Source organism: Nonomuraea sp. NPDC051298, assembly GCF_055586305.1.
Map to the genome: position 1 here is coordinate 1 of NZ_JBVJIM010000040.1, position 18,670 is coordinate 18,670.

The window sequence follows — 18,670 nt, forward strand, 5'->3', positions numbered from 1 at the left end:
TCGCCGGCCGCCCGGTGCGCGTCGTCATCCACCCCGCTGGTCTGCCCATGCAACACCTCCGGATCAAGGTGTTGCGACGACCGGTTGAATCCGCCGAAGGCGTGCACCTCATAGTGGTGGGCGTCGTAGGCAGCGCACTTGCGCCCAGCGCGGTCGCGTGGCGTCACGTGGACGATCGGCGAGTAGGTTCCGTGCTGCCTAGGTAGCGCGTATTCCAGTGCGCGTTTCAGTTCAGATGGCAGACCTAACCGATATGTGGCCATGGCGATCTCTCCCCGTCAAAGGGTGCGAAATGGAGGCTTTGCGGAGGCCTACGACATGACCGGCGAGCACGGACCCCTCAGCGTTCTGCCTGGTCAGCATGGTTGCCGCATGAATAAGAATAACGCAATAAGCGATAATTGGCAACCATTAATTTCTTAATAGAATGCGCCTTAATAAGCTCCTAGGTAATTAATGTTCTGCGTCGGATTTCTGTTAGTGCAATGCACGAAGAAGCTCGATGAAGCGAATCCGAACGCCCGACATCCGCGTCACCAACGAGGTGGAACACCACACCTAGGCGGGTCTGGTCCAGCGCGACGTTAGTGCCGCGTTCCGGCATGGTGCGCGCCGTGAACGACATCTCCCCGTCGCGGCTCCCGCTCGACGTGGCCGCAGCTACACGTCGAAGTCATCGGGACAGCACCGCGGTGCCATGGCCCGCGCGGTGAACTCGTCATGGCCGGTGCCGTGGCGCCGTCGAGAGAGCGAACGCCTGCTCGAGGTCCGGGAAGGTGTTGCTGACACAGTTGCGCAGGGATGTCATGTCGGCACACCTACCGGCGGTGACCCACACGTCGTGTGGGTAGCGCACGCGGACCCGGCTCGGCCAGGTGGGACCTACCTCGCGGAAGAAGCGTGCGACATCCCGAGCCATCTCGGCAGGCCCGTCACGGTAGAGGCTGAGATCCGCGTCCCGGAAGCGCAGCACGACCTCCAGCGGGGTCCACGTTCGCTGGGCGATCTCGATCCAGTAGGCCATCATGCCGGTCAGCAACACGGCCGCGACCGTTGCCATACAAACGGCAGCCCACCACAGCGGCCACCCGCGCACGACGGTGGAGATCAGCCCGATAAATGACAGAGCTGCGGCAGGGGTCAGATAGATCAGGTGGGGTCGGAACCGGCGAAGGGCGTACGTTCTTCCAGCCTTGACGGCGAGTAGCTCGACCGGGTCCTGGCGGCGGAACAGGCCGCGCAGCCCCCGCCAGGCACTGCTGGCAAGGTCGGCCCGAGCTGCGTCGGTGCGCGTCACGCCGTCATCGTGTCGTATCTTGCCCCGTTGCGCATCCGCATGCCGAGCAATCGTGCTCTTCGGCACCCGGGCTTCGACGATGGCTACGAGCCGGTCCACAGTCGCCCGGACCGCCTGCTCGTCTGTATTCTGTTTCCGCAGATCGACCATCAGGTCACCAGGATCAACGCCCAACACGTCGGCCAAGGCGTACAGCCGTCTTCCGGGCGGCAGCGGACGGCCTTCCACGGCAACGGCCATCTGGTAGGGCAGGCCGTTGTGAGGGTCGGCCAGCCGGTCGCGCAAACGTTCGTGCCAGTCCATCGGCGCTCCTGCACAGGGGTGTGTCAGCGAATGGATGCGAGGACGCCCGTCAGCCTAACGGCTCCATCGGTAGCCTCGCAGAGGCATCAACGGTCCTGCTGCCGTCGGCGCGCTCCTTGTCGGCCCAGGCTGCGGGGGTGAGATTACTCAGTGGGGGTCACTCTCAGCCTCGGTTTCGAGTGCGGGAAGGCTGGCGCTCATCGGGGTCAGATTGGCAGCAACTCCGGTGGGAGCGGATCACCGTCGGTGTGCTCCACCCGGAGACCGAGCCTGCGATACCACCAGCGGAAGGCGCTCGCGGTGGGGATGCAGTACTCCTGCACCTGCGCGTCGTCTCCGTCGAGGATGTCCAGCACCGCGTAGCAGCCGCTGCCGGCCGGGCAGGTGGCCGGGCGGACGTAGCCAACATGAGCGGCCGTGCGCAGCAGCCGGGCCATCGCCTGGCGGCCGCCCGTGACAGGCTCAGAGACGGTGTATTGGCGGCCGCGGACCTCGGTGACGGCACGGAAGGCCGTGTAGGCAGCGGCGTTCGCGTGGAGCGCCGGCAGCGAACCCGGATGCGCTGCCTTGACATCGATCATGGTGGGCGGCTCCTTCTGGGGTGACGGGGTGGGCGTCGAACGGCGCGCCGACTGTGCCGCGCGGCGATCAATCAGGGCTCCGCAGGGGCGTCGGCGTGCGCCGTGTCAGCGCGCAGGATCAACTCGCTCGCCCCGGGTAGTACATCACGGGCTCACCGTCCTCGGGCAAGCAGTTAACCACGGTGGCCTTCGCCGAGATGGATCGGCGGGAGTAGCGCCAGCCCGGCTGGTCGGCGGGCTATTCGCGCTGCAGTCAGTCGCGCACCCGTTCGATGATCGTCGGCGTTGTCGCGGCAGCCGTTGCGGGTGCAGGTGCGCGCGTGAACATTGCCGCCTGCCAGGTGTTGCTGGAGCGTTCGGTGAGTGCTTCGTCCACGACAGCGGTGGCGGCTTTCAGCCGTGCATTGCGGAGGCGGGCGACCCTCGCCATGCCACAGGCGCGGGCTGCTGATCCAATCGGCCGCCCACACCGCCGCCCGAAGCGGGGACCTGGCCGGGATGCACGAGCTCCGGATGGGACAGAATCCAGAACGGCAACGCGGTACGAGCGTCTCACGCAGGCATCAGACGGAACGTCGTCCTCCATCCCGTTCCCGCTCACCTCGTTGTGGCCAGAGATCGAGATCGCCTTCTTCTCAAAAGCCAATCGGGCCCTGTCTCCCAAGCGGGTGGCTCGGTGCCCAGCTCTGCCACGTACGCTCGCGGCATGGCAGTAGAAGACGAGAACGACCCCCGGGTCGTCATCAATTTCGAGCAAGGCGGGTACGAGAAGGCCACCGAGACAGTTGCTGCCCCTGACCTGGCCCAATCCCGGAGACCGGTGATGATCGTCGATATGGACCCGCAGCCGTCAGTGTCGGCCTGGGCCTTGCCGCCATCGTTCGACGCCTGATCACCGACTCGCCGCCCTCCCTTCTCCGGGAAGACCTCTAAGAACCGCCCGGGCCTCCCCGGCATGTTTCTCGGAGAGGAGGCCCAGCCTCGCCATACGTAGCTGGGCGCGGTGCAGGTGCCGGCCCTGGCCCTGCTGGTAGCTATCGTGCGTGGGGAAAGCGTCGCGACCCTCGGCCCCGCTTCACGTCAGGCCGAGCGCCATGCCAGCGACAGCCGGGCCGCGACGTCGAACCCCGCCCTGTCTACCGGCTTGACCACGATGTGCTCAACGAGCAGAGCGAGCAGTTCCTTCTGTGCGTCGGGGTCTGCGCTGGCCCACCAGCTCTCCCCGCTCGTCGTGTCCGGCGGCACGAGCTCGGCGCCGCGGCGGTGCGCGAGCGCCAGCAGAAGATCGGGCGTGGCGGCGGTGCGCAGTTGCTCCAGCACCTGCTCCACCACGGCCGGCACCAGTACGCGCGCCGCGATGCGCACCAGGCCGCACTCGTCGGCCGGACACGCGAAGGTAATGGCACCGGCGGTCATGTCGGGGGTCAGGTCACCGCCGCAGCCGCCGCACCTCAGCAGTCCTGAGAGGACCAGGTCGGCACGCCAGCCGTGCTCGATCGCCGTCTCCTCGCGGCCGGGGAGTGCGGCGATCATCTCGGCGGCCTGCTCGGCGGTCAGATCGCCGATGGCGTACGCGGCGTGCACGAGGGCGACCTTGTTCCCGGCATCCGTCGGCACGGGCGGTGGCGGTGGGTCGTCGGGAAGGGCTGGTACCACAGTGAGGCGGCGCCGGGGGATCGTGTCGTCGGGTGGTTGGTCGGCCATGGTGGCTCCAGGGGGAAGTAGTCGCCTGCCCAGCGTAGGGATCGCGGGAACGAGACGTCACCTGTAGGCCACAGCATGGCTGTGCTATCCCAAACCAGCGCCCCAGGTCGAGAGTTATGCCGCTACTGGCGCATCATTTTCACCGGCCCGTCGGGCAACACCTCGTAGTGCTCGATGAGCGCGTTCAGCAGCGCGCGCTTCAATCACCCACAGCGCCGCGCTCGCCCATCAGGTGTCCGGGTGTTGTCCTGTCCGAGCCGCTCCACCGGCCACCGTACCCACGGGCGGTAAGGACTCGGTGAGCCTCGGACTGCGGGCCCGCAGTCGGCTTGCTGAGGTTGGCCGGGACGCTCGATGCCATAGCATCCGCTCGGCCGTACCCGTCCGGTCGTCGACAGCGCGCCGTTCCATCGAGCATGATCATAGGCATGCTCCACGGAGACGAGTCGTCGAAAGAGCGAGCCCCCCGTGACCGCCAGCACGCCCATCCGCCGAGCGCGTGGGCGGCGGCCGCCGATGAACAACTGGCCGAGATCTACGCTCGTGTCCCTGCGGTGGCCTGCCGCGGTCTGTGCGGCACGCATGACTGCCACGACACGATTGACATGGGTGCACGCGAGCGTCAGCGCCTACGTGCCGCCGGGGTACGGCTGCCGGACCGGCAGGAGGCCAAGCGCCGCGCTGCGCTCGGCCACCCAGCCCCATGCCCGGCGCTCACCGGCGAGGGACGCTGCTCGGCCTACAACCTCAGACCTGCGGTGTGCCGCATCTACAGCGCCACCGAAGGACTGGAATGCCCGCACGGGTGCACGATCGTCGACGGATCCGCACTGCTCTCGGTTGCCGAGGCATACGCACTGGTGGAGGCGGCGCGCATGGCCGGGACTGCGAAGCGACCGATGACAACTCAGCAATTCCAGGAACAGCTTGACACCCCCCTGGGCAAGCGGTTCCTGAGCCGGCACGCGGACGACCAACGGAACCGGCGGGCTCAGGCCCGCCGGTCGGTTCAGAGCCAAGATCAAGGAGGTCGCCTCGAGATCTGACAGCACCTCCGCTCCGCGGCCCTGTGCACCTGCTCCGGATCGCCGGCGGTCGGAGGGCGGTGTCAGCCGACTCGGCCGCCCTGTCGCGCTGACGACGCCGTGGCCCTGATCGGCGGTCAGTTCGCCAAGATCCCGGTCTACCAGCGTCCACGGCTGTTCGAGGTCGTTGCGCCCACCGGCCTGCCTCATTTCTTGCCGAGGATCGCGCGGATCACGACGGCCACGCCGTCAAGCGCCGCAGGCAGATCAGCCGATCTCGTGCGGCGCGCTGCGAGCCAGACCATCACGACCGCAGCGACCGCCACGATGAAGACCACGCTGACGGTCGTCGCGGCGGCCAGAACTACCGGATCCATCCGAGCCCTTCCCCTCCCGAGACGTTACTGGTGAAATCCCAGTTAAGGGCGGAGTGCGTATGGACGGCCACGGACGCCGTACAGGTCGGATTCCCGGCGTTCAGGCGCAGGTCGAGGTGTGACCCGTGGCATGAACGGTCGTACGGATCGGACGGACGAGGTCGGGTGAGGAGGTAGGTGAACAAGCCGCGCAGCCGTCATAGTCTCCACCGTGAGCTCGTCAGCCTGGAGGAGCAGTCGAGGGAGCGGCCCGGCCGCTACAGCAGGAACGGGCTCCTCGACGATATTCACGATGGAGGGAACGGGCCGCGGCTGAGTCCGCAGACCGTGTCGGGGTGGCTGAAGCAGGGTCGGGTGCCCGATGACTTCGCCGATCTGTGGGCGTTCGTTGAAGCGCTGCTCCGGAGGGTTTCGCCGGGCGGACCGCAGGACCGTCACCGGTTAGTGCGGGAGAGGAACAGGTTCAAGGGCCTGTGGGAGGCTGCCAGGCAACAGGCGGAGCCCGGCCCGCGGCCGCCCAGCGCGTCCCTGCCGGGTGAACTCGCCGAATACCTCAATGCGATCCGCCTCGCCTCGCTCGAGCATCCGTATCCCGCAGTTCTGCCGGGCACCGGTCTTCCTCCGCTGTCGCAGGTCTACGTCCGCCAGCAGGCAGAGCTGCGGTCGGCTGGCGAACCCGGCAAAGGCCTGGACAAGGCCGCCTGGGACAGGCGGCCGGCTGAGGACATCGTCAAAGGGAACGTTCCCATGACGTGGCTGCTGGGCGGGCCGGGCGCGGGTAAGTCGAGCCTGCTGCGGATGATCGTTGTCAGGCTCGCGCAGGAGCGCCTCGCCGAGGATGGGAAAAGGGCCGGGCCCCGCCGGTCGGCGCATCCCGGCGTGATCCATATCTTGTCCTCGAAGGACAAAGAGCCCCCGGACAAGCCGCTCTTCCCGGTCTATGTTCCAGCGCACGCCCTGATGCAGCCGGGCTCGTTCACGCAGCAACTGGCGCACGCGATCGTGCTGCAGCTCAAAGGCCATGACTACATTCCGCCAGCCGACCGCTTCTTCCGTGACCCGCCCTTGCCGGGTGCGCAATGGCTGATCCTCATCGACGGCCTGGACGAGATCTCGGACATCGACGAACGCCTTCGGGTGCTCAAAGCCCTTAACTCCAACAGGAAAGGCCCCTATCGGTTCGTCATCGGCAGCAGGCCGCTGCCGGACTCTGAACTAGCCATCCTGGACGAGGACATTGACACGGGTCCGGCACGCGGGAAGACGGGTCGTGGTGGTCGGCGCGGGCTCGATGAGCAAGCTGGACGCCGCCACGATGGCGACGATCGCAGCGCGGGGAGCAGCCCTGCCGGACGGTACGAGTTGCTCCCCCTTGAGGTGAGCGAGCTACCCACGTTCGTCCGAGGTTGGATGGATGCGGCCCGCGTGCCCCGGCCCGCTCCTGCCGTGGAGGCATTCATGCACCAGGTCAACAGCGGAAGGCTTCGGGAACTGGTCAGGAACCCACTCATGGCCACCATTCTCTGCCAGCTGCACGCGGCCGATTCCACGCATCCCCTCCCCATGGGCAGGTACGCCGCATACCAGCGGTTCTACGAGCTGTTGTGCGACAGGTTCTACGACCCTTCCTCGACGGGGATCAACCACCAGCTCCACACGCAACTGCGGCGCTACGGCGCTCAGTCGTCGGCTGCGATCGACAACCTGCCGGGCAGGCTGTTGACGGCTTTGGGGCAGGCCGCCCTCCGGCGGCAGCATGAGCGCGCTGGCACCGGAGCGCTGGAGCAAATCAGGGCGTGCGTAGCCGGTCTTAGGCCCGATGACATGTCGGTGAGCAGGTGGGACGCGCTGACGGCGCAGGTGCTGCGCCGTACGGGTCTGGTGGTGGAAACAGCCGGCGACGTGGCCTTCGTGCACCAGACCCTGGCTGAGTTCCTGGCCGCCAGGCATGCCGCCCGCGAGCCGCGCATCGGCGAGAGCGAGTTGCTCAGGTTGTCGCACAAGAACGGCCTGCGCCCGCTGTCGTACCTGACTTCCTACGATCGGTTCCTGGTCGCCGCCTGGATCGCGGAGGATTGCTGCCTACCGGGCCTGGGCGACCTGCTGGTTCAGCTAGCCGGGAGCTACAGCTCGGCGGCCGGGATTGCGGAGCTGGTCCGCGACGGGGTGGATCTGGGGGACGAGGTCCGCGAAGCGGCGGCGGACACGCTGCGGAGGATGGCCAGTGGCCGTGACCTGTCAAAGACGGTGGTCGCCGCCGAAGATCTGGCCTCGGTCGACGTGCCGTCAGCAGTGGAGGTGCTGTCCATCGTCTTGATGAGCCCGGCGATCAGCTTCGTCGACCGCGCCCATCTGTCGAAGAAGATCATCGAGTTCGACCCGCTGCGTGCCGTGGACGTGTTCGCCGAACTGTCCATGAGCCGGCGGCTCAACATCATGTATCGCGACTACGCGTCCGACTACCTGATGGCGCTCGACCAAGAGCGCGCCGCTTCGGTCATCGCGGAGATGGTGAGGGAGCGGGAAGGCGACGCCGATGAGCTTGCGGTACTGATCAAGAAACTGGCCAACCTGGACGGGCCTGTCGCCGTTGCCATGCTGGCGGACGCGCTGAATCGCTGCGTCTGGAAGGAACCACATCGCCTGAAGCTGCTGAAGTGCCTGGCGGAAATGGAGTCCTCCGTGTGACGTACTGATCTGCCGGTGGCTACGGCCTCGACTGGTAGGACGGCATGTCATCGTAGTGACGACACATCTGTCATCAGTTTGACCACATCCGGAGCTGCGAGCCGTGAAGCCTGCCTACAACCTGGCCAGCCCCTGCTTGCCGAACTGCGCGGCTGGCTGACCGACATAGAACCCGACCTGATCGATGCGGCCCGCCAGGCCGGGGTCACCTGGAAGGAGCTCGCGCCTGTGCTACGCGTGGCCGACCGCCGTGCCGCCCAGAGGCGACGCGCCCGCCGTGGCTCGAGGGCTCTCTGACTCGCGATAACTAGCTTATCAAGGTCAAGCGCTTGGTTCGAAGAGGCCCCTGACCAGGCTCAGAACGGCCTGTCGCTATTGGCTGTTCGATTGTTCCCCAAGGCCGGTGTCCGGGCCGACCGGGTCAGGGCAGTGGCACTCGTCCTCGGGTCTCCGGTCCGACCGTACGCGCACTGGCGGGAGTGCCAGCGGTTCTCAGCGGTGGTCACGTCTCCTCCTCGGGTAGGGCTGGCGTCTCAGGCGCCAGGCTGGACACGGGCATGAGCGATGGCATCGGCGGGATCGCGGACGCAAGCCACCCGTCAGGCTGAGCGGTGAAGTGCAGTGCCGCCTCGGACAGCCATCGGGAGCGTAACGCCTTGGACGTCGTCTCTTGCTGGGTTCGCCGGTCGGTGTAGGTGATGTCCTGCTCTTCGGTGTAGCGGACGCACACCCGTCCGCGTTTGGCGCCGGCTGGGTAGTCGTTCCAGTTGATGCCGTGCTGCGACCACAGCATCTCCTGTATGTCGCCCGTGGACTTTCCGTGGAGCTGCTTGTGGGAGAACTTCGCCTGCGCCGCCATGGTGATGCTGTTGCGGACGCAGTCTCGCTGCCGCCAAAGGAAGTAGTTCGCCACCTCTACCGGGTCGGGGATGGCGAACACGCGGGCATCGAAGGTGGCGTGGGCGTCGTCGTAGTCGACGCCGTAGGCGCGGTTGAACGCCACGGTCGCGGTCGAAGCGGCGATGGAGGCGATCTTCTGGATGACTCCACCGAACCACGGCTGCGTGCCATGCGAGTCGAAGTCCGTCAGCAGCACCGAGCACTCATCCGACTGGGTGAACGCGAACGCTGCGCCGGACATCTCTGCACACAGGGCCTCCGCCACAGCGTTCATACTGGCTATCACGGTGTCGTCGAACGGCTTGTCAGCGTGCCGCAGGAAGGTGTGGAAGGCCCGGCCGTCCACTCGCATCACGGCGTACGTGCGGCGCGGCAGCACGGTTCGGGTGGCCGCCTCGTAGCCCTTCATCCGATCACCGAGAGCGGCCTTGTCAGTCACGTCCAGTCTCCTCTGTGGTGTCGTCGAGGGCGATCACGATGAGCGGGTCAGCCACGGCGTACCTCTCCGAACTTGCGCGGCCTCCGCCCTCCCTTGTAGGAGGTCCACCGGTTGCGCACCTTCGGCCGACGGCGGGGCGGCCCACCAGGGATGGGCTGCCACCCGGCAGGCTGCCCGTACTCGCCGCCGTTGGCGTCCTCGTCGAACGCCCACCGCACCCTGTGGGGCTTGTCCAGCACCTGCCAGAGGATCGGGCCGTCGTAGACGCTGGAGACCGTCCAGATGCCGCTGCAGGGCGCGATGTCGGGGCCGTGGTCCAGGTAGACGACGGCCGTCACCGTGTGGTCGGGTTCTCGGCGCATCCACACCGCCGTCGTGCCAGCATCCATGATGCGCCGGAAGCCGCTTCCTTTCGGCTTCCACAGGCGGGGCCTACCCACGGTCGGCCTTCGTCGTGGTGTCGTCGAGAGCGGCTCTGACGATGCTCTCAGCCTTCCAGCTCTTCCCTGAGGTGATGGCGGGGAGGGTGTCGCGGAGAGCGTTCACGGCCTTGTCGGCGCGTTGACGCCACTCCAGCAGTTCGCCCGTCCGTACCGTGTACTCCTCTCGGACGGCCTTGAGCTGGGCTCGGGTGGTGTCATAGGCGCTGCGGAGGGTCTCCAGTTCCTCGTCCCGTACGACCATCACAGCGTCGGCGAGGTCCTCCATGGTGGGACGCTCGCAGGCTCCGATGGCCTCGGTGTAGCGGCGGCGGAGGTCGTCGCTCATTCGGACCACCCGATGTTGTCTCGGTCGGCGTGCTGGCGGACAGCCTTCAGGAACTCCTTGCTGTCGCCCGGCACCAGCATGCGGTGGAGGACGATGCTGCCGCAGGAGCAGGCCACCTGTACGGACCCGTTCTCGTCGGGCTGCTCGCGCACCTCATGTCCTCGGGTGATGCCCAGCCATTGCGGGTTGGCGAGGGCTCGCGCCTGGCAGTGGCGCAGGTCTTCAGCCACGGCGGTCCCCGTCATAGACGCGCTTGATCTTCGGCGAGCGCCCGGGCGGCGGGATGTCCACCACGTCGATCGGCAGGTCCGGGCGCATCATCCGCATCTCATCGATCGGGCTTATCTGCAGGTGCCGCTCAGGGTCGATCGGAGCCACCGGGCGCGTCTCGCCGTACCGTTCGACCTGCTCGGCGAGCCACGTCCGCACGTGCTCCTCGCTGGTGAACTCGCCGGGCAGCGGCATGCCGGCGAGGTCGGGGTGCTGCTGAAGGAGCGGCCCCTGACACTCAGACTGCGCCCGGGGAAGTTGGTGGGTGAACAGGTTGTCTCCCGTCATCCAGTTCAAGATGTCGTAGACGCCGTCGAAGTGTCTGGGCGAGACGAGCAGGCCCGTCGTAACGGACAGGATGTCGCCTAGGTGAAAGTCGCGGGTCTCAGGCATCGTTGGTCTCCTCAAGTAGGGCGACGGGCTTCTCATTGACGGCGGCTCGGGCCTCTTCGTCGGCGATCAGGTCGGCCGTGCCCCGGTCTCCCATCGCCCGCAGGTAGCCCTCCTCATAACCTTCACGGTGGACCTTGTCCAAGATCTGCCGGATGACGTACACCCGCTCGTGCGGGGAGGACTCTGGGTGGCGAGTTTGCGGATCGCGGTGGTGAAGTCAGGCACGGTCTTCTCCCGTCTGACGGGCGACACGGGCGGCCCAAGCGCGTGCCCCCGAACGTGTCCAGTGGAACGGTGTGGCTGACCTGATCGCTCGCTCGATCTGTTCGGCGGTCTCTCGCCGCACTTGGGCGGCGAGGACAGGAGCAGCAGCCTCCAGAACCACCTTGGCAACGCACCGCTGGAAGTTGGCGAGCGTTGAGTAAGCGCCAGGGGTGTCATCCACAGCCTTCAGGGCCTCGGTGGCGGCTTGTACGGCTTCCTCAGGGATCTCAGGCATTGGGATGCCTCACCTCGTGCAGGGCCACGCGCTTCTCCCACGGCAGCTCGTGCTCGAAGCAGGCGTCCCCGAAGCGGGCATTCCGGTCCTCAAGCGCCTCGAACTCGTCAGCGCCGTTGAGTCGCACCCACAGGGCCGTGCACCAGGCACCATCCGGGAACTCTCTGGACGGAGTGAAGTAATGGAGCCTTCCGTGGGAGAAGCACCATGCGTACCACGTCGTCTCAGGCATGCTCAGCCACCTCTCCGTTGGCGATGGACAGGAGAACGCGTGCGTGACACCAGTCGGTCTCTCCCGGCAGTGGGCATGGGCAGGCCAGGTCCTTGCCCTTCAGGGCAAGGACGATTTGATCGACGTCGTCGAATTCGTACGCACCCATCGGGCCCGTGTGCAGGTCGTACAACTCGCACGCGTACTGGCGCGCGTCCCTTTCGGAGGAGAAGGAGTTGGGCCGGTCCGAGCGCTCCGCGACCCCCTCGGGGTCCTCGATTCGCCAGCAGCATCCGCTATCGCACGGACGGACGGCGAACATGTTCCCGTACCGCGAGGTCCGGTCCACGATCACGCAGTTGTCAGGTCGCTTCCAGCCCTTCACGCGTCTCCGCTGGATGCGCTGGGGCTCTCGGGCGTCAGCCACGGCGAGCCTCCCATTCTTTGTCGATCTCGGCCTGAACATCCAGCGGCAGTTCGTCGAGGAACCGTGCCATCCCGAAGCGAACCTGCTTCGCCGCCAGAACGTCGCGCTCCGCGCCGGTGCCGATGCGAACCCATGCCGCTCCGCACCATGCGCCGTCTGATGTCTCATCGCCAGGGACGAACCGGTGCATCTGACCGTGGGAGAAACACCAGGCGTACCAGGGCTCTGGAGAGGTCACCGTTCCACCTCCTCGACGACTGTCGACTCGCCGATAGGACTGGACGCCACCACGGCGTCAACGGGCAGCCCCTTACGCTCCTGCCACGCCCAGGTGTCCCTTACGATCGCCCGCGCCATCTCCAACCCGGTCTCGCCGAACCCTGCCCTGCTGCGGGCTTTCGGTTCCGAGGCCAGGCCGCAGCAGGCGGAGTCGACTGTCCACCGGAGGAGGGGTAGCAGGTCGCCTTTGAGCTGTTCCCGCAGGAGGTCGACGTAGACGAGGCCGGCGCGTAGTTGCCAGGCCGCTTGCTCTCGGTCGTCAGCCATCAAGGTCAGTCCTCCTCAGTTGTCTGCGAGGCGGCGTTGTGCCGCTCCGGGCGTGGTGTCGCGCGGCTGCTCCTCGCACATCTTCTCGAACAGCATCCAGCGCCGTTAATCCACTGGCGGACCATGATCCGCTTGCCGGACGGGAGGTGCTCTCGGACGTACTCGTATGCCTTGTTCTCGCTGCGGATGGGCTTCGGGTCGTCGTCTCCGACCGTGACTCGCCACTTGTTCGTCGGAGTCTTGGTCGTCATCGCTTGCTCTCTTCGGGGTTCCACGGGCCGACCACGCGAGCCAGCCGAACGACAAGCAGGTACTCGCAGCGTCGCCCCAGCGTGCTGGTGACTTTCTCGAACCGGGCCAGCGTGACGGATCGCAGATCGTCTAGGTCGCTGTCCGGTGTGCCGAGCGCTGCCGGGTAGCCGACCGTGCCTCCGTTGTAGATTGTCCCGTTTCGCGGCTGCGCCCCGGCGGGGGCCTTGCGGAAGGTCTTCCCTGCGGTGTTGGACTGGACGTACAGGTGGTCACTGTCCGCGAGGGCGAGGAACACGATCGGCCGCAAATGGTTGCCGAAGCGGTCCTTGTAGGCGTACACCTCGCCCGCTCTGATGTCTTTGGCCTTCATCGATTCAGTCCTTCACTCCGAGCGCCAGGACGGCGCACCGTAGGGCGTACGTTTCGGCGTAGTCGGGGTGGCCCGATGCGTACTGCTCAACAAGGCGGGCCTGCTCAAACGTGATGAGAGGGAGACCGTTCTCCGCTCGGAGTTCGTTGACGACGCACAGCATCTGCTCCACCTCGTAGCCCCCAGGCGGGCTCTCCGAGACGGTACAGACCGTACGGCCCGGGCTCAGCGTCCTCGCGTTCGGAGCGGTGCTTGGCAGCCTCAGCGAGGCGAGCGAGGAACGCGTCACGGGCGGCTAAGCGGACCTTCAGCGTGGCCATGGGGTCAGCCCTCCTCGGGCTCGGGCGGGCGCAGGAACACCAGACGGTTGGCCATGTCCAGTTCGCCAGCACGGACGAGCAACTCCGCAACCGTCTGACCGAGCGCGCGAGCGCGACCGCTGAACAGGGCGGCCGTGTCGTCCTCCGCGAGTGCGGCGGCGATCTGCTCGAGCTGGCTGGAGGCGTGCCGGACCTCGCTTTGTAGGTTGCGGCGGGCGTCGCCTCGCTCGCGGGCGTAACCCTGCGCCAGAAGATGGTCTGGCATCCTGTCTTGAGTCATCGCTCAGCCCTCCTCGGCCTCGGTCACGACAAGGCGGGAGGCGAACCGTCCGGGATCGTGGGTGACGATCCAGCCGTCCGCCTCCAACGCCGCGATCAGCGAAGCAGCGGCGGGCGACTCAGCGCGCGGGTCGTCGAACTTGTCGAAGAAGACCACCACCACTACCTGGTGGCGTCCGTCGTCGAGTGTGCGCGTGTCCCCGACAACATGGATCGCCATCCTGGTCTTCGTCTCTCGTACGGTCTGCTCCACAGCAGTGCGGGACAAGCGGCGAGGGCGCGGCTGACGGGTGGCCATCGGTCAGCCCTCTTCGGAGGTGGCGTCCGGGACCTCAAACCATCCGCGACCTGAGGACGGGTCACCCTCAACGCGGTCTTGGAAGACCAGAACGCCGCGGCCCTTCTCGGTTATCAGCGCTTTCGCCTTCTCGCGGGACGCCTCAGCGAACACCGGGCCGTCCGGCTTGAAGCGGATGCCGTACTGCGTGGCGACGGGCGGTTTGCTGGAGCCGTCGCATCGGTAGGTGCGCTCCGAGAGGAACGGCGATCTGCGTGAGCCCGGCGGGGCGTGGTGGCGCGTGGTGCCGTTCTTCTTCTTGCTGACGTCGGTGCGGCCACGGACGGAACAGCCGCCGGTCTGCGGGGTCGGGCTCATCTCGGGTCTCCTTGGTCGTTGGGGGTCCTGGTAGCGCCCTGTCCGCGCCAGGTACCCGAGAGACAGGGCGGGGGAAGGTCAGCGGTCGGCGTTGACGGACGCCGCTTCGTGCAGCACCCACTCCTCGTGCGCCGCGCGTAATTCCCGGCTGAACGACTCGAGGTCTTCAGATTGGCAGTAGGTCGGCCACGATTTGCCGAGCAGGGTGCGGACGAGGGCGTCGGCAAGCTGCGAGCGCGCCTCGGTATCGCCCCAGCCCCACGTGGCGGCAATCGCGCGGAGGTCGGGGCGAGCCGTGATCACGTGGTGAAGGAGCCGGGGGTCGACCTCGAAATCGACGAAGTAGCCGAGGAGCGCCTCGCGCGCCGCGGTGATGTCGTCAGCCCTCGTCATCCGGCACCTCCGGTTCGCGGCCGCCACAGTCGACCGCTCACGAGCGCGGCTCCTGCCGCGGCTCGCCGGGCAGATCTTCTGCGGCGGGCTCGCTGCTCGTCGGATCGAGCACCTCGTCCAGGTCGGCGGCCCAGCCAAGGGGCGAGCCGGCCACTGGTGCCGTACGACACGCGCATCCCGGCGTCGAGCAACTCGGAGAGGGGGTAAGTGTCGTGCGCCCGGCCTGTCTGCCCAGGACTGTGTGTGGGGGTGGCGTAGCTGCAGGCGCTGTCGTTGGTGAGCGTGAGCATGGTCCGCTCCGGACGTCGGGCCGACCGGGGCAGCCGCAGGGCGACGACGTGGGCCCGGGACAGCCGCGGCGGGTGTGAGGTCATCGGCTCGTTCCTTCCCGCCACCCGGGTTGGGCCGCGGCGGGGACCTGGCCAGTCCGCCCAGCGGCCGCTACGTAGGTAACGCTCACGGTCGGATGGCACAGGGCGCGGCTGGTGGGGTCGTCGTCGAAACGCACCAGCAGGTAGCCGCCGCGGAAGCCGAGGATGGTGCCCGGCAGGCCGTCGACGTCGACGGGCGCGGCCTCTGGTCCGTGCGGGTCGGGGCGCGGATCCTGCAGGGCGAGTGCGACGCGCTCCACGGCCTGGGACGTGTAGGGCGTAGCCCGCATCGCGCGCGGCTGCCCGCCGGTCGGCCGTGTCCCCGTGCCGGGCGGCGAGCCGGTGCGCCGCGGCGTGCTCGCGCCGGCTTTGCACGTCGGGCAGGCGAGGCTTGTCGTCTACGCGGAGCCTCCTCCCTCGATCGGATGCCAGGTCTGATCGTATGGCGCATCGCCACGAAATCGTCTTGTGTTTTTGCCATGAGGCGTCAGATGCCGGGCCATTGTGATCGCCTATCGGCCGATACTCTCAGCGTCGTCCAGATTCTTGTCGGGTGGCGTCACCACCGTGGATGATGGAGCCCATCGCCGCCCTGGCGGCAGGCCGGGGCCGGTCGCTTCGGCCAGCGCAGGCAGCATCTCGCCGATGAGCCGCAAGTCCCCCTCCGAGCCGGGTCGCCGTGCGCCGCGAGCGCCGCATCGAGGAGTCGCAAACGCCGGGCGCCCTTGCGATACCCGCTCACCGTGGCCGAGCGCCCTACCGGGCCCCGCATAGCGCGGGCGGCCAGCACACCGGGCCAGATCGCTTGACCGGACCGTGCGGCACGCGGCCGGTGGCGGATCGCGCAGGGAGACAGGGGGCGGGCAGCGTGTCTTGTCGATGGTGGGGTGCGGATGGGCTCTGATCGGTAGGGTGCATGCTACTGGTGAGCGCGGAGGGGCTGGAGGTTCACCAGATCTCGCATTTGCGGAAGGTGTCCGATGCCCGGCAGGCAGCATGACCCGCGGCTAGTTGTTCGAGATCTCGTGCAGGCCGTCGTGCCGTATGACGAGCGAGAGTCCGCCGATCAGCGGTGGATGCTTGATTGGATCGATGCTGGGAACCCGCTGTTCCGCACGGCCAAGCCGGCGACTCCGCACCGTCATCTAGCGGTTTATGCCGCGCTCTTGGATGAGGCGGCGGGAACGCTCATGCTCGTGGATCACGCGAAGGCGAAGGCCTGGCTGATGCCCGGAGGTCACGTGGACCCTGATGAGGATCCGCGGGTGACGGTCGTGCGGGAGTTGGATGAGGAGTTGAAGATCGCCCCGTCCTTCCACCCGCGGTTCGGCTCGGCCCCGTTCTTCCTGACGGTGACCGAGACGCGTCCGCCGCACCCGCATACCGATGTGACGATGTGGTTCGTCTTCTCGGCCAGTCAGCAGCAGGAGATCGTCCCCGACCCGGTGGAATTCTCGGCGTGCCGATGGTTTGCCCTGGACGATACGGCAGCCTGGGTCGGCGAGTTCGACCCGCAGATGTTCCGATTCATGGCCAAGCTCACCAGCGCGCTGGAACTGGCTCCCGTCGGCTAGTACTCCAGTGACACTTCGCGATCACGGCTCGGATCTGCGCTGGTAGTGGCAGCGTCGGGCGGTGGCCTGGTGACGGCGGCGCCAATCTGACCAGCGGAGAACGCCCATGATCGAGCGGTGCCAGGTCAGCACGAGTGATCGGGGCGTGCATAAGGGCCTTGGCCAGGGCCAAGCGCAGTGCGCCCCCGTTCGTCGGTGGTGATGAGGTTGGCCTCCTGGGGCGCGATCAGCCCGACGCTGCCATTCGGCATGCCTCGCAGGGATGGTGAAAGCTTTCCGGCGCATCGGGCAATCAGGGGTGATGGCCTTGTCGAATTGGACGGAGAGCAGTGCGTGACCCAATCACGAATGCCAGCGGGGGCGCTCGCATGAACGCTCCCACCCATCTGGGACTGGACCTTGATCGCATCTTCGATGCGTACTTCGCCGAGATCCACCGCTACATCGCTCAGCGGCTTTCCAGAGACGACGCCGACGACCTGGCGGGCGAGGTCTTTCTCATCGCTGCCGGAGGGGGATATGAATCCTCGCGCGGCGAGGCCAGACCTTGGCTGTACGGCATCGCCACGAAGCTCATCTCGAGACGCCGCCGTAGCGAGATCCGCAGATGGAGAGCGCTCAGCCGGACATCCGAACGCGAGGCGCAAAGCCACGAGGACACGACGCTCACGCGTGTCACGGCTGGAAGGCTCACTGGCAGGCTCGCGGAGGCGCTTGCCGGTCTGAACAGCGGTGACCGGGACGTGGTGCTGCTGGTGGCGCTGGGCGAATTGACTCACCGGGAAGTCGCAGCCGCCCTGAAAATTCCCCATGGCACCGTCGCGTCCCGGCTCAACCGGGCACGTAAGCAGCTTCGCAAGGCATTAGGCGACGTCAACCCGCTAAAGGAGGCGCACGATGGATGAGATCACGCTGCTCGCCCAGGCGATCCCGGCTGAACCGCCGCCTTCCGCCGAGACCGTGGCCAGGGCCCGTGCGCGGCTGATCGCCCGCAAAGCTGGCGTACGTCAGTCCCGCCCGCGCCGGCAATGGGGCTGGGGCTGGACGGCGGGCGCCGTCGTCGTCACCGCGGCGGTCGTCATGACAGTGGTCATGCTGGTGTCGAACCTGATCGGCATTCCCGAACCCGCGCCGCTGGCCCCGCCCGCGCCCCCGCCGGCGTTCGAAGAGCCGCCACGCGCCTATAAGGGGCTGAACCGTCTATCGGCAACGACGGTGCCGCAGTCGGCGACAAAAGAGCGCCTCCGCTTCCGTCCCACAAGCGAAAACATCAAGATCGTGATCTTCTGCGAGAAGCCGGGCTCGATTTTCTTCACCAATGAGGGAACGAGCAGCGCCGGCGGCATATGTGGCCCGGAAGGCGGGCTCAGCATGCTCGCGGACAAGGCTCACGAGCCGGGCTGGCTCGGCCGCGATCACCAAATCACTATATGGGTCTTCCCCCCAGATGCCCCAGTCGCGCGCGGGCGCGGTTCGTGTCCATCCAAGGATGCGTGCAAGGGGAGGTACGACCTTTCCGACCCGAAGACAGCCGACCGGCTGGCCGCCAAACTCGGCACGCGTCCCGGGGCTTGGTCGATCGCGGCGTACGACGCCCCGGCCGCGCCAACGGTTTCATCCGTGGGTTAAGGGCTGTTTCTGAGAACCTTCCGGCCCAAGCCCTGAAACCGGCCTTGCCGATGTTCATGTCCGCAGTGTTCATGACCGGCAATTTGTCGCCCCGGTGATCGGGCACCCAGTAGTCGGCTGGGCACTGCTGGACCGGCGGCTTTACCTGCCCGAGCACACCTGACGGGCCAATCCCGACCGCTGCCGCGCCGCCGGCGTCCCGGACGAGATCGGCTTTGCAACCAAGCCCGCCCTGGCCACCCGGATGCTCCTGACCGCTCTGGACGCGGGCGTGCAGGCGGCCTGGGTGAGCGGGGATGAGGCCGCAGGACGGGTGGCGAACCGGCACTGGTACCGCTACAACGCCGGGGCAGGCGCCGCCGTCACCAGGCCACCGCCCGACGCTGCCACTACCAGCGC

Annotated in this window: 28 protein-coding genes and 1 pseudogene; 7 read left to right on the plus strand and 22 right to left on the minus strand. The window is 67.1% G+C overall.

The window, feature by feature from the left end:
* From ACZ6S0_RS50050 to ACZ6S0_RS50065, 4 genes are all read right to left on the minus strand, one after another.
* Positions 1 to 263 (minus strand): hypothetical protein (locus ACZ6S0_RS50050; RefSeq protein ID WP_465927717.1); only part of this gene is annotated, 263 nt, incomplete at its 3' end.
* 455 nt (positions 264 to 718) lie between these two features.
* On the minus strand, positions 719 to 1,600 hold the full coding sequence (locus tag ACZ6S0_RS50055) for a hypothetical protein (RefSeq protein WP_465927719.1): 882 nt from the start codon (positions 1,598 to 1,600) through the stop codon (positions 719 to 721).
* A 206-nt stretch (positions 1,601 to 1,806) separates the two neighbouring features.
* Entirely contained in the window at positions 1,807 to 2,181 is a 375-nt protein-coding gene (locus ACZ6S0_RS50060; RefSeq protein WP_465927721.1) for a hypothetical protein, read from the minus strand.
* A 253-nt stretch (positions 2,182 to 2,434) separates the two neighbouring features.
* Entirely contained in the window at positions 2,435 to 2,611 is a 177-nt protein-coding gene (locus ACZ6S0_RS50065; protein ID WP_465927723.1) for a hypothetical protein, read from the minus strand.
* A gap of 276 nt (positions 2,612 to 2,887) precedes the next feature.
* Here ACZ6S0_RS50065 and ACZ6S0_RS50070 point away from each other — a divergent pair, with 276 nt between their 5' ends.
* A complete protein-coding gene (locus ACZ6S0_RS50070; protein WP_465927724.1) occupies positions 2,888 to 3,073 on the plus strand; it encodes a hypothetical protein in 186 nt (61 codons plus the stop codon).
* 188 nt (positions 3,074 to 3,261) lie between these two features.
* Here the strand turns inward: ACZ6S0_RS50070 and ACZ6S0_RS50075 are convergent, their stop codons facing one another.
* Positions 3,262 to 3,885 carry a hypothetical protein gene (locus ACZ6S0_RS50075; RefSeq protein ID WP_465927726.1) on the minus strand — a complete coding sequence of 208 codons (624 nt, stop codon included), beginning with the start codon at positions 3,883 to 3,885 and terminating at the stop codon, positions 3,262 to 3,264.
* A 428-nt stretch (positions 3,886 to 4,313) separates the two neighbouring features.
* On the opposite strand from ACZ6S0_RS50075, the gene ACZ6S0_RS50080 reads away from it, so the two are divergent.
* On the plus strand, positions 4,314 to 4,931 hold the full coding sequence (locus ACZ6S0_RS50080) for a YkgJ family cysteine cluster protein (protein WP_465927728.1): 618 nt from the start codon (positions 4,314 to 4,316) through the stop codon (positions 4,929 to 4,931).
* Between the two features lie 185 nt (positions 4,932 to 5,116).
* Here ACZ6S0_RS50080 and ACZ6S0_RS50085 read toward each other — a convergent pair whose 3' ends face one another.
* Complete coding sequence (locus ACZ6S0_RS50085; RefSeq protein WP_319707051.1) at positions 5,117 to 5,287, minus strand: hypothetical protein; 171 nt, start codon at positions 5,285 to 5,287, stop codon at positions 5,117 to 5,119.
* 177 nt (positions 5,288 to 5,464) lie between these two features.
* Between ACZ6S0_RS50085 and ACZ6S0_RS50090 the strand changes: the two genes are divergently transcribed.
* Complete coding sequence (locus ACZ6S0_RS50090) at positions 5,465 to 7,975, plus strand: NACHT domain-containing protein (protein ID WP_465927730.1); 2,511 nt, start codon at positions 5,465 to 5,467, stop codon at positions 7,973 to 7,975.
* A gap of 502 nt (positions 7,976 to 8,477) precedes the next feature.
* Here ACZ6S0_RS50090 and ACZ6S0_RS50095 read toward each other — a convergent pair.
* From ACZ6S0_RS50095 to ACZ6S0_RS50170, 16 genes are all read right to left on the minus strand, one after another.
* Positions 8,478 to 9,284: a tRNA(His) guanylyltransferase Thg1 family protein gene (locus ACZ6S0_RS50095; RefSeq protein WP_465927732.1), complete on the minus strand. Its 807-nt coding sequence runs from the start codon at positions 9,282 to 9,284 to the stop codon at positions 8,478 to 8,480.
* A gap of 77 nt (positions 9,285 to 9,361) precedes the next feature.
* Positions 9,362 to 9,703 carry a hypothetical protein gene (locus tag ACZ6S0_RS50100; protein WP_465927734.1) on the minus strand — a complete coding sequence of 114 codons (342 nt, stop codon included), beginning with the start codon at positions 9,701 to 9,703 and terminating at the stop codon, positions 9,362 to 9,364.
* 43 nt (positions 9,704 to 9,746) lie between these two features.
* Positions 9,747 to 10,082, minus strand: coding sequence for a hypothetical protein (locus ACZ6S0_RS50105; RefSeq protein WP_465927736.1), 336 nt, complete (start codon positions 10,080 to 10,082; stop codon positions 9,747 to 9,749).
* Entirely contained in the window at positions 10,079 to 10,312 is a 234-nt protein-coding gene (locus tag ACZ6S0_RS50110) for a hypothetical protein (protein ID WP_465927738.1), read from the minus strand. Before ACZ6S0_RS50110 ends, ACZ6S0_RS50105 begins: the two co-directional genes overlap by 4 nt.
* Positions 10,305 to 10,745 carry a DUF7736 domain-containing protein gene (locus tag ACZ6S0_RS50115; RefSeq protein WP_465927740.1) on the minus strand — a complete coding sequence of 147 codons (441 nt, stop codon included), beginning with the start codon at positions 10,743 to 10,745 and terminating at the stop codon, positions 10,305 to 10,307. The genes ACZ6S0_RS50110 and ACZ6S0_RS50115 overlap by 8 nt, the downstream gene beginning before the upstream one ends.
* On the minus strand, positions 10,738 to 10,887 hold the full coding sequence (locus tag ACZ6S0_RS50120; RefSeq protein ID WP_465927742.1) for a hypothetical protein: 150 nt from the start codon (positions 10,885 to 10,887) through the stop codon (positions 10,738 to 10,740). Before ACZ6S0_RS50120 ends, ACZ6S0_RS50115 begins: the two co-directional genes overlap by 8 nt.
* A 349-nt stretch (positions 10,888 to 11,236) precedes the next feature.
* Entirely contained in the window at positions 11,237 to 11,476 is a 240-nt protein-coding gene (locus ACZ6S0_RS50125; RefSeq protein WP_465926719.1) for a hypothetical protein, read from the minus strand.
* Positions 11,469 to 11,840: a DUF4326 domain-containing protein gene (locus tag ACZ6S0_RS50130; protein WP_465927744.1), complete on the minus strand. Its 372-nt coding sequence runs from the start codon at positions 11,838 to 11,840 to the stop codon at positions 11,469 to 11,471. The genes ACZ6S0_RS50125 and ACZ6S0_RS50130 overlap by 8 nt, the downstream gene beginning before the upstream one ends.
* A 34-nt stretch (positions 11,841 to 11,874) precedes the next feature.
* Entirely contained in the window at positions 11,875 to 12,120 is a 246-nt protein-coding gene (locus tag ACZ6S0_RS50135; RefSeq protein WP_465927746.1) for a hypothetical protein, read from the minus strand.
* Positions 12,117 to 12,428: a hypothetical protein gene (locus ACZ6S0_RS50140; protein ID WP_465927748.1), complete on the minus strand. Its 312-nt coding sequence runs from the start codon at positions 12,426 to 12,428 to the stop codon at positions 12,117 to 12,119. The genes ACZ6S0_RS50135 and ACZ6S0_RS50140 overlap by 4 nt, the downstream gene beginning before the upstream one ends.
* Before the next feature lie 247 nt (positions 12,429 to 12,675).
* The gene (locus ACZ6S0_RS50145) at positions 12,676 to 13,050 is read right to left on the minus strand and encodes a hypothetical protein (protein ID WP_465927750.1); all 375 of its coding nucleotides are present in this window, start codon (positions 13,048 to 13,050) and stop codon (positions 12,676 to 12,678) included.
* Between the two features lie 324 nt (positions 13,051 to 13,374).
* On the minus strand, positions 13,375 to 13,635 hold the full coding sequence (locus ACZ6S0_RS50150) for a hypothetical protein (RefSeq protein ID WP_465927752.1): 261 nt from the start codon (positions 13,633 to 13,635) through the stop codon (positions 13,375 to 13,377).
* Between the two features lie 18 nt (positions 13,636 to 13,653).
* Complete coding sequence (locus tag ACZ6S0_RS50155) at positions 13,654 to 13,869, minus strand: hypothetical protein (protein ID WP_465927754.1); 216 nt, start codon at positions 13,867 to 13,869, stop codon at positions 13,654 to 13,656.
* An 81-nt stretch (positions 13,870 to 13,950) separates the two neighbouring features.
* Positions 13,951 to 14,304, minus strand: a complete 354-nt coding sequence (locus tag ACZ6S0_RS50160; RefSeq protein WP_465927756.1) for a hypothetical protein — start codon at positions 14,302 to 14,304, stop codon at positions 13,951 to 13,953.
* Between the two features lie 78 nt (positions 14,305 to 14,382).
* Positions 14,383 to 14,697 carry a hypothetical protein gene (locus ACZ6S0_RS50165; protein ID WP_465927758.1) on the minus strand — a complete coding sequence of 105 codons (315 nt, stop codon included), beginning with the start codon at positions 14,695 to 14,697 and terminating at the stop codon, positions 14,383 to 14,385.
* A 370-nt stretch (positions 14,698 to 15,067) separates the two neighbouring features.
* Complete coding sequence (locus tag ACZ6S0_RS50170; RefSeq protein ID WP_465927760.1) at positions 15,068 to 15,358, minus strand: hypothetical protein; 291 nt, start codon at positions 15,356 to 15,358, stop codon at positions 15,068 to 15,070.
* Positions 15,359 to 16,048: 690 nt separating this feature from the next.
* Between ACZ6S0_RS50170 and ACZ6S0_RS50175 the strand changes: the two genes are divergently transcribed.
* From ACZ6S0_RS50175 to ACZ6S0_RS50190, 4 genes and pseudogenes are all read left to right on the plus strand, one after another.
* Positions 16,049 to 16,642, plus strand: coding sequence for an NUDIX domain-containing protein (locus ACZ6S0_RS50175; RefSeq protein ID WP_465927762.1), 594 nt, complete (start codon positions 16,049 to 16,051; stop codon positions 16,640 to 16,642).
* A gap of 368 nt (positions 16,643 to 17,010) precedes the next feature.
* Positions 17,011 to 17,547 carry an RNA polymerase sigma factor gene (locus tag ACZ6S0_RS50180; RefSeq protein ID WP_465927764.1) on the plus strand — a complete coding sequence of 179 codons (537 nt, stop codon included), beginning with the start codon at positions 17,011 to 17,013 and terminating at the stop codon, positions 17,545 to 17,547.
* Complete coding sequence (locus tag ACZ6S0_RS50185; protein WP_465927766.1) at positions 17,540 to 18,271, plus strand: hypothetical protein; 732 nt, start codon at positions 17,540 to 17,542, stop codon at positions 18,269 to 18,271. The genes ACZ6S0_RS50180 and ACZ6S0_RS50185 overlap by 8 nt, the downstream gene beginning before the upstream one ends.
* Before the next feature lie 115 nt (positions 18,272 to 18,386).
* Positions 18,387 to 18,626, plus strand: a pseudogene (locus tag ACZ6S0_RS50190) (transposase); the annotation flags it as partial.
* Positions 18,627 to 18,670: the final 44 nt, after the last annotated feature.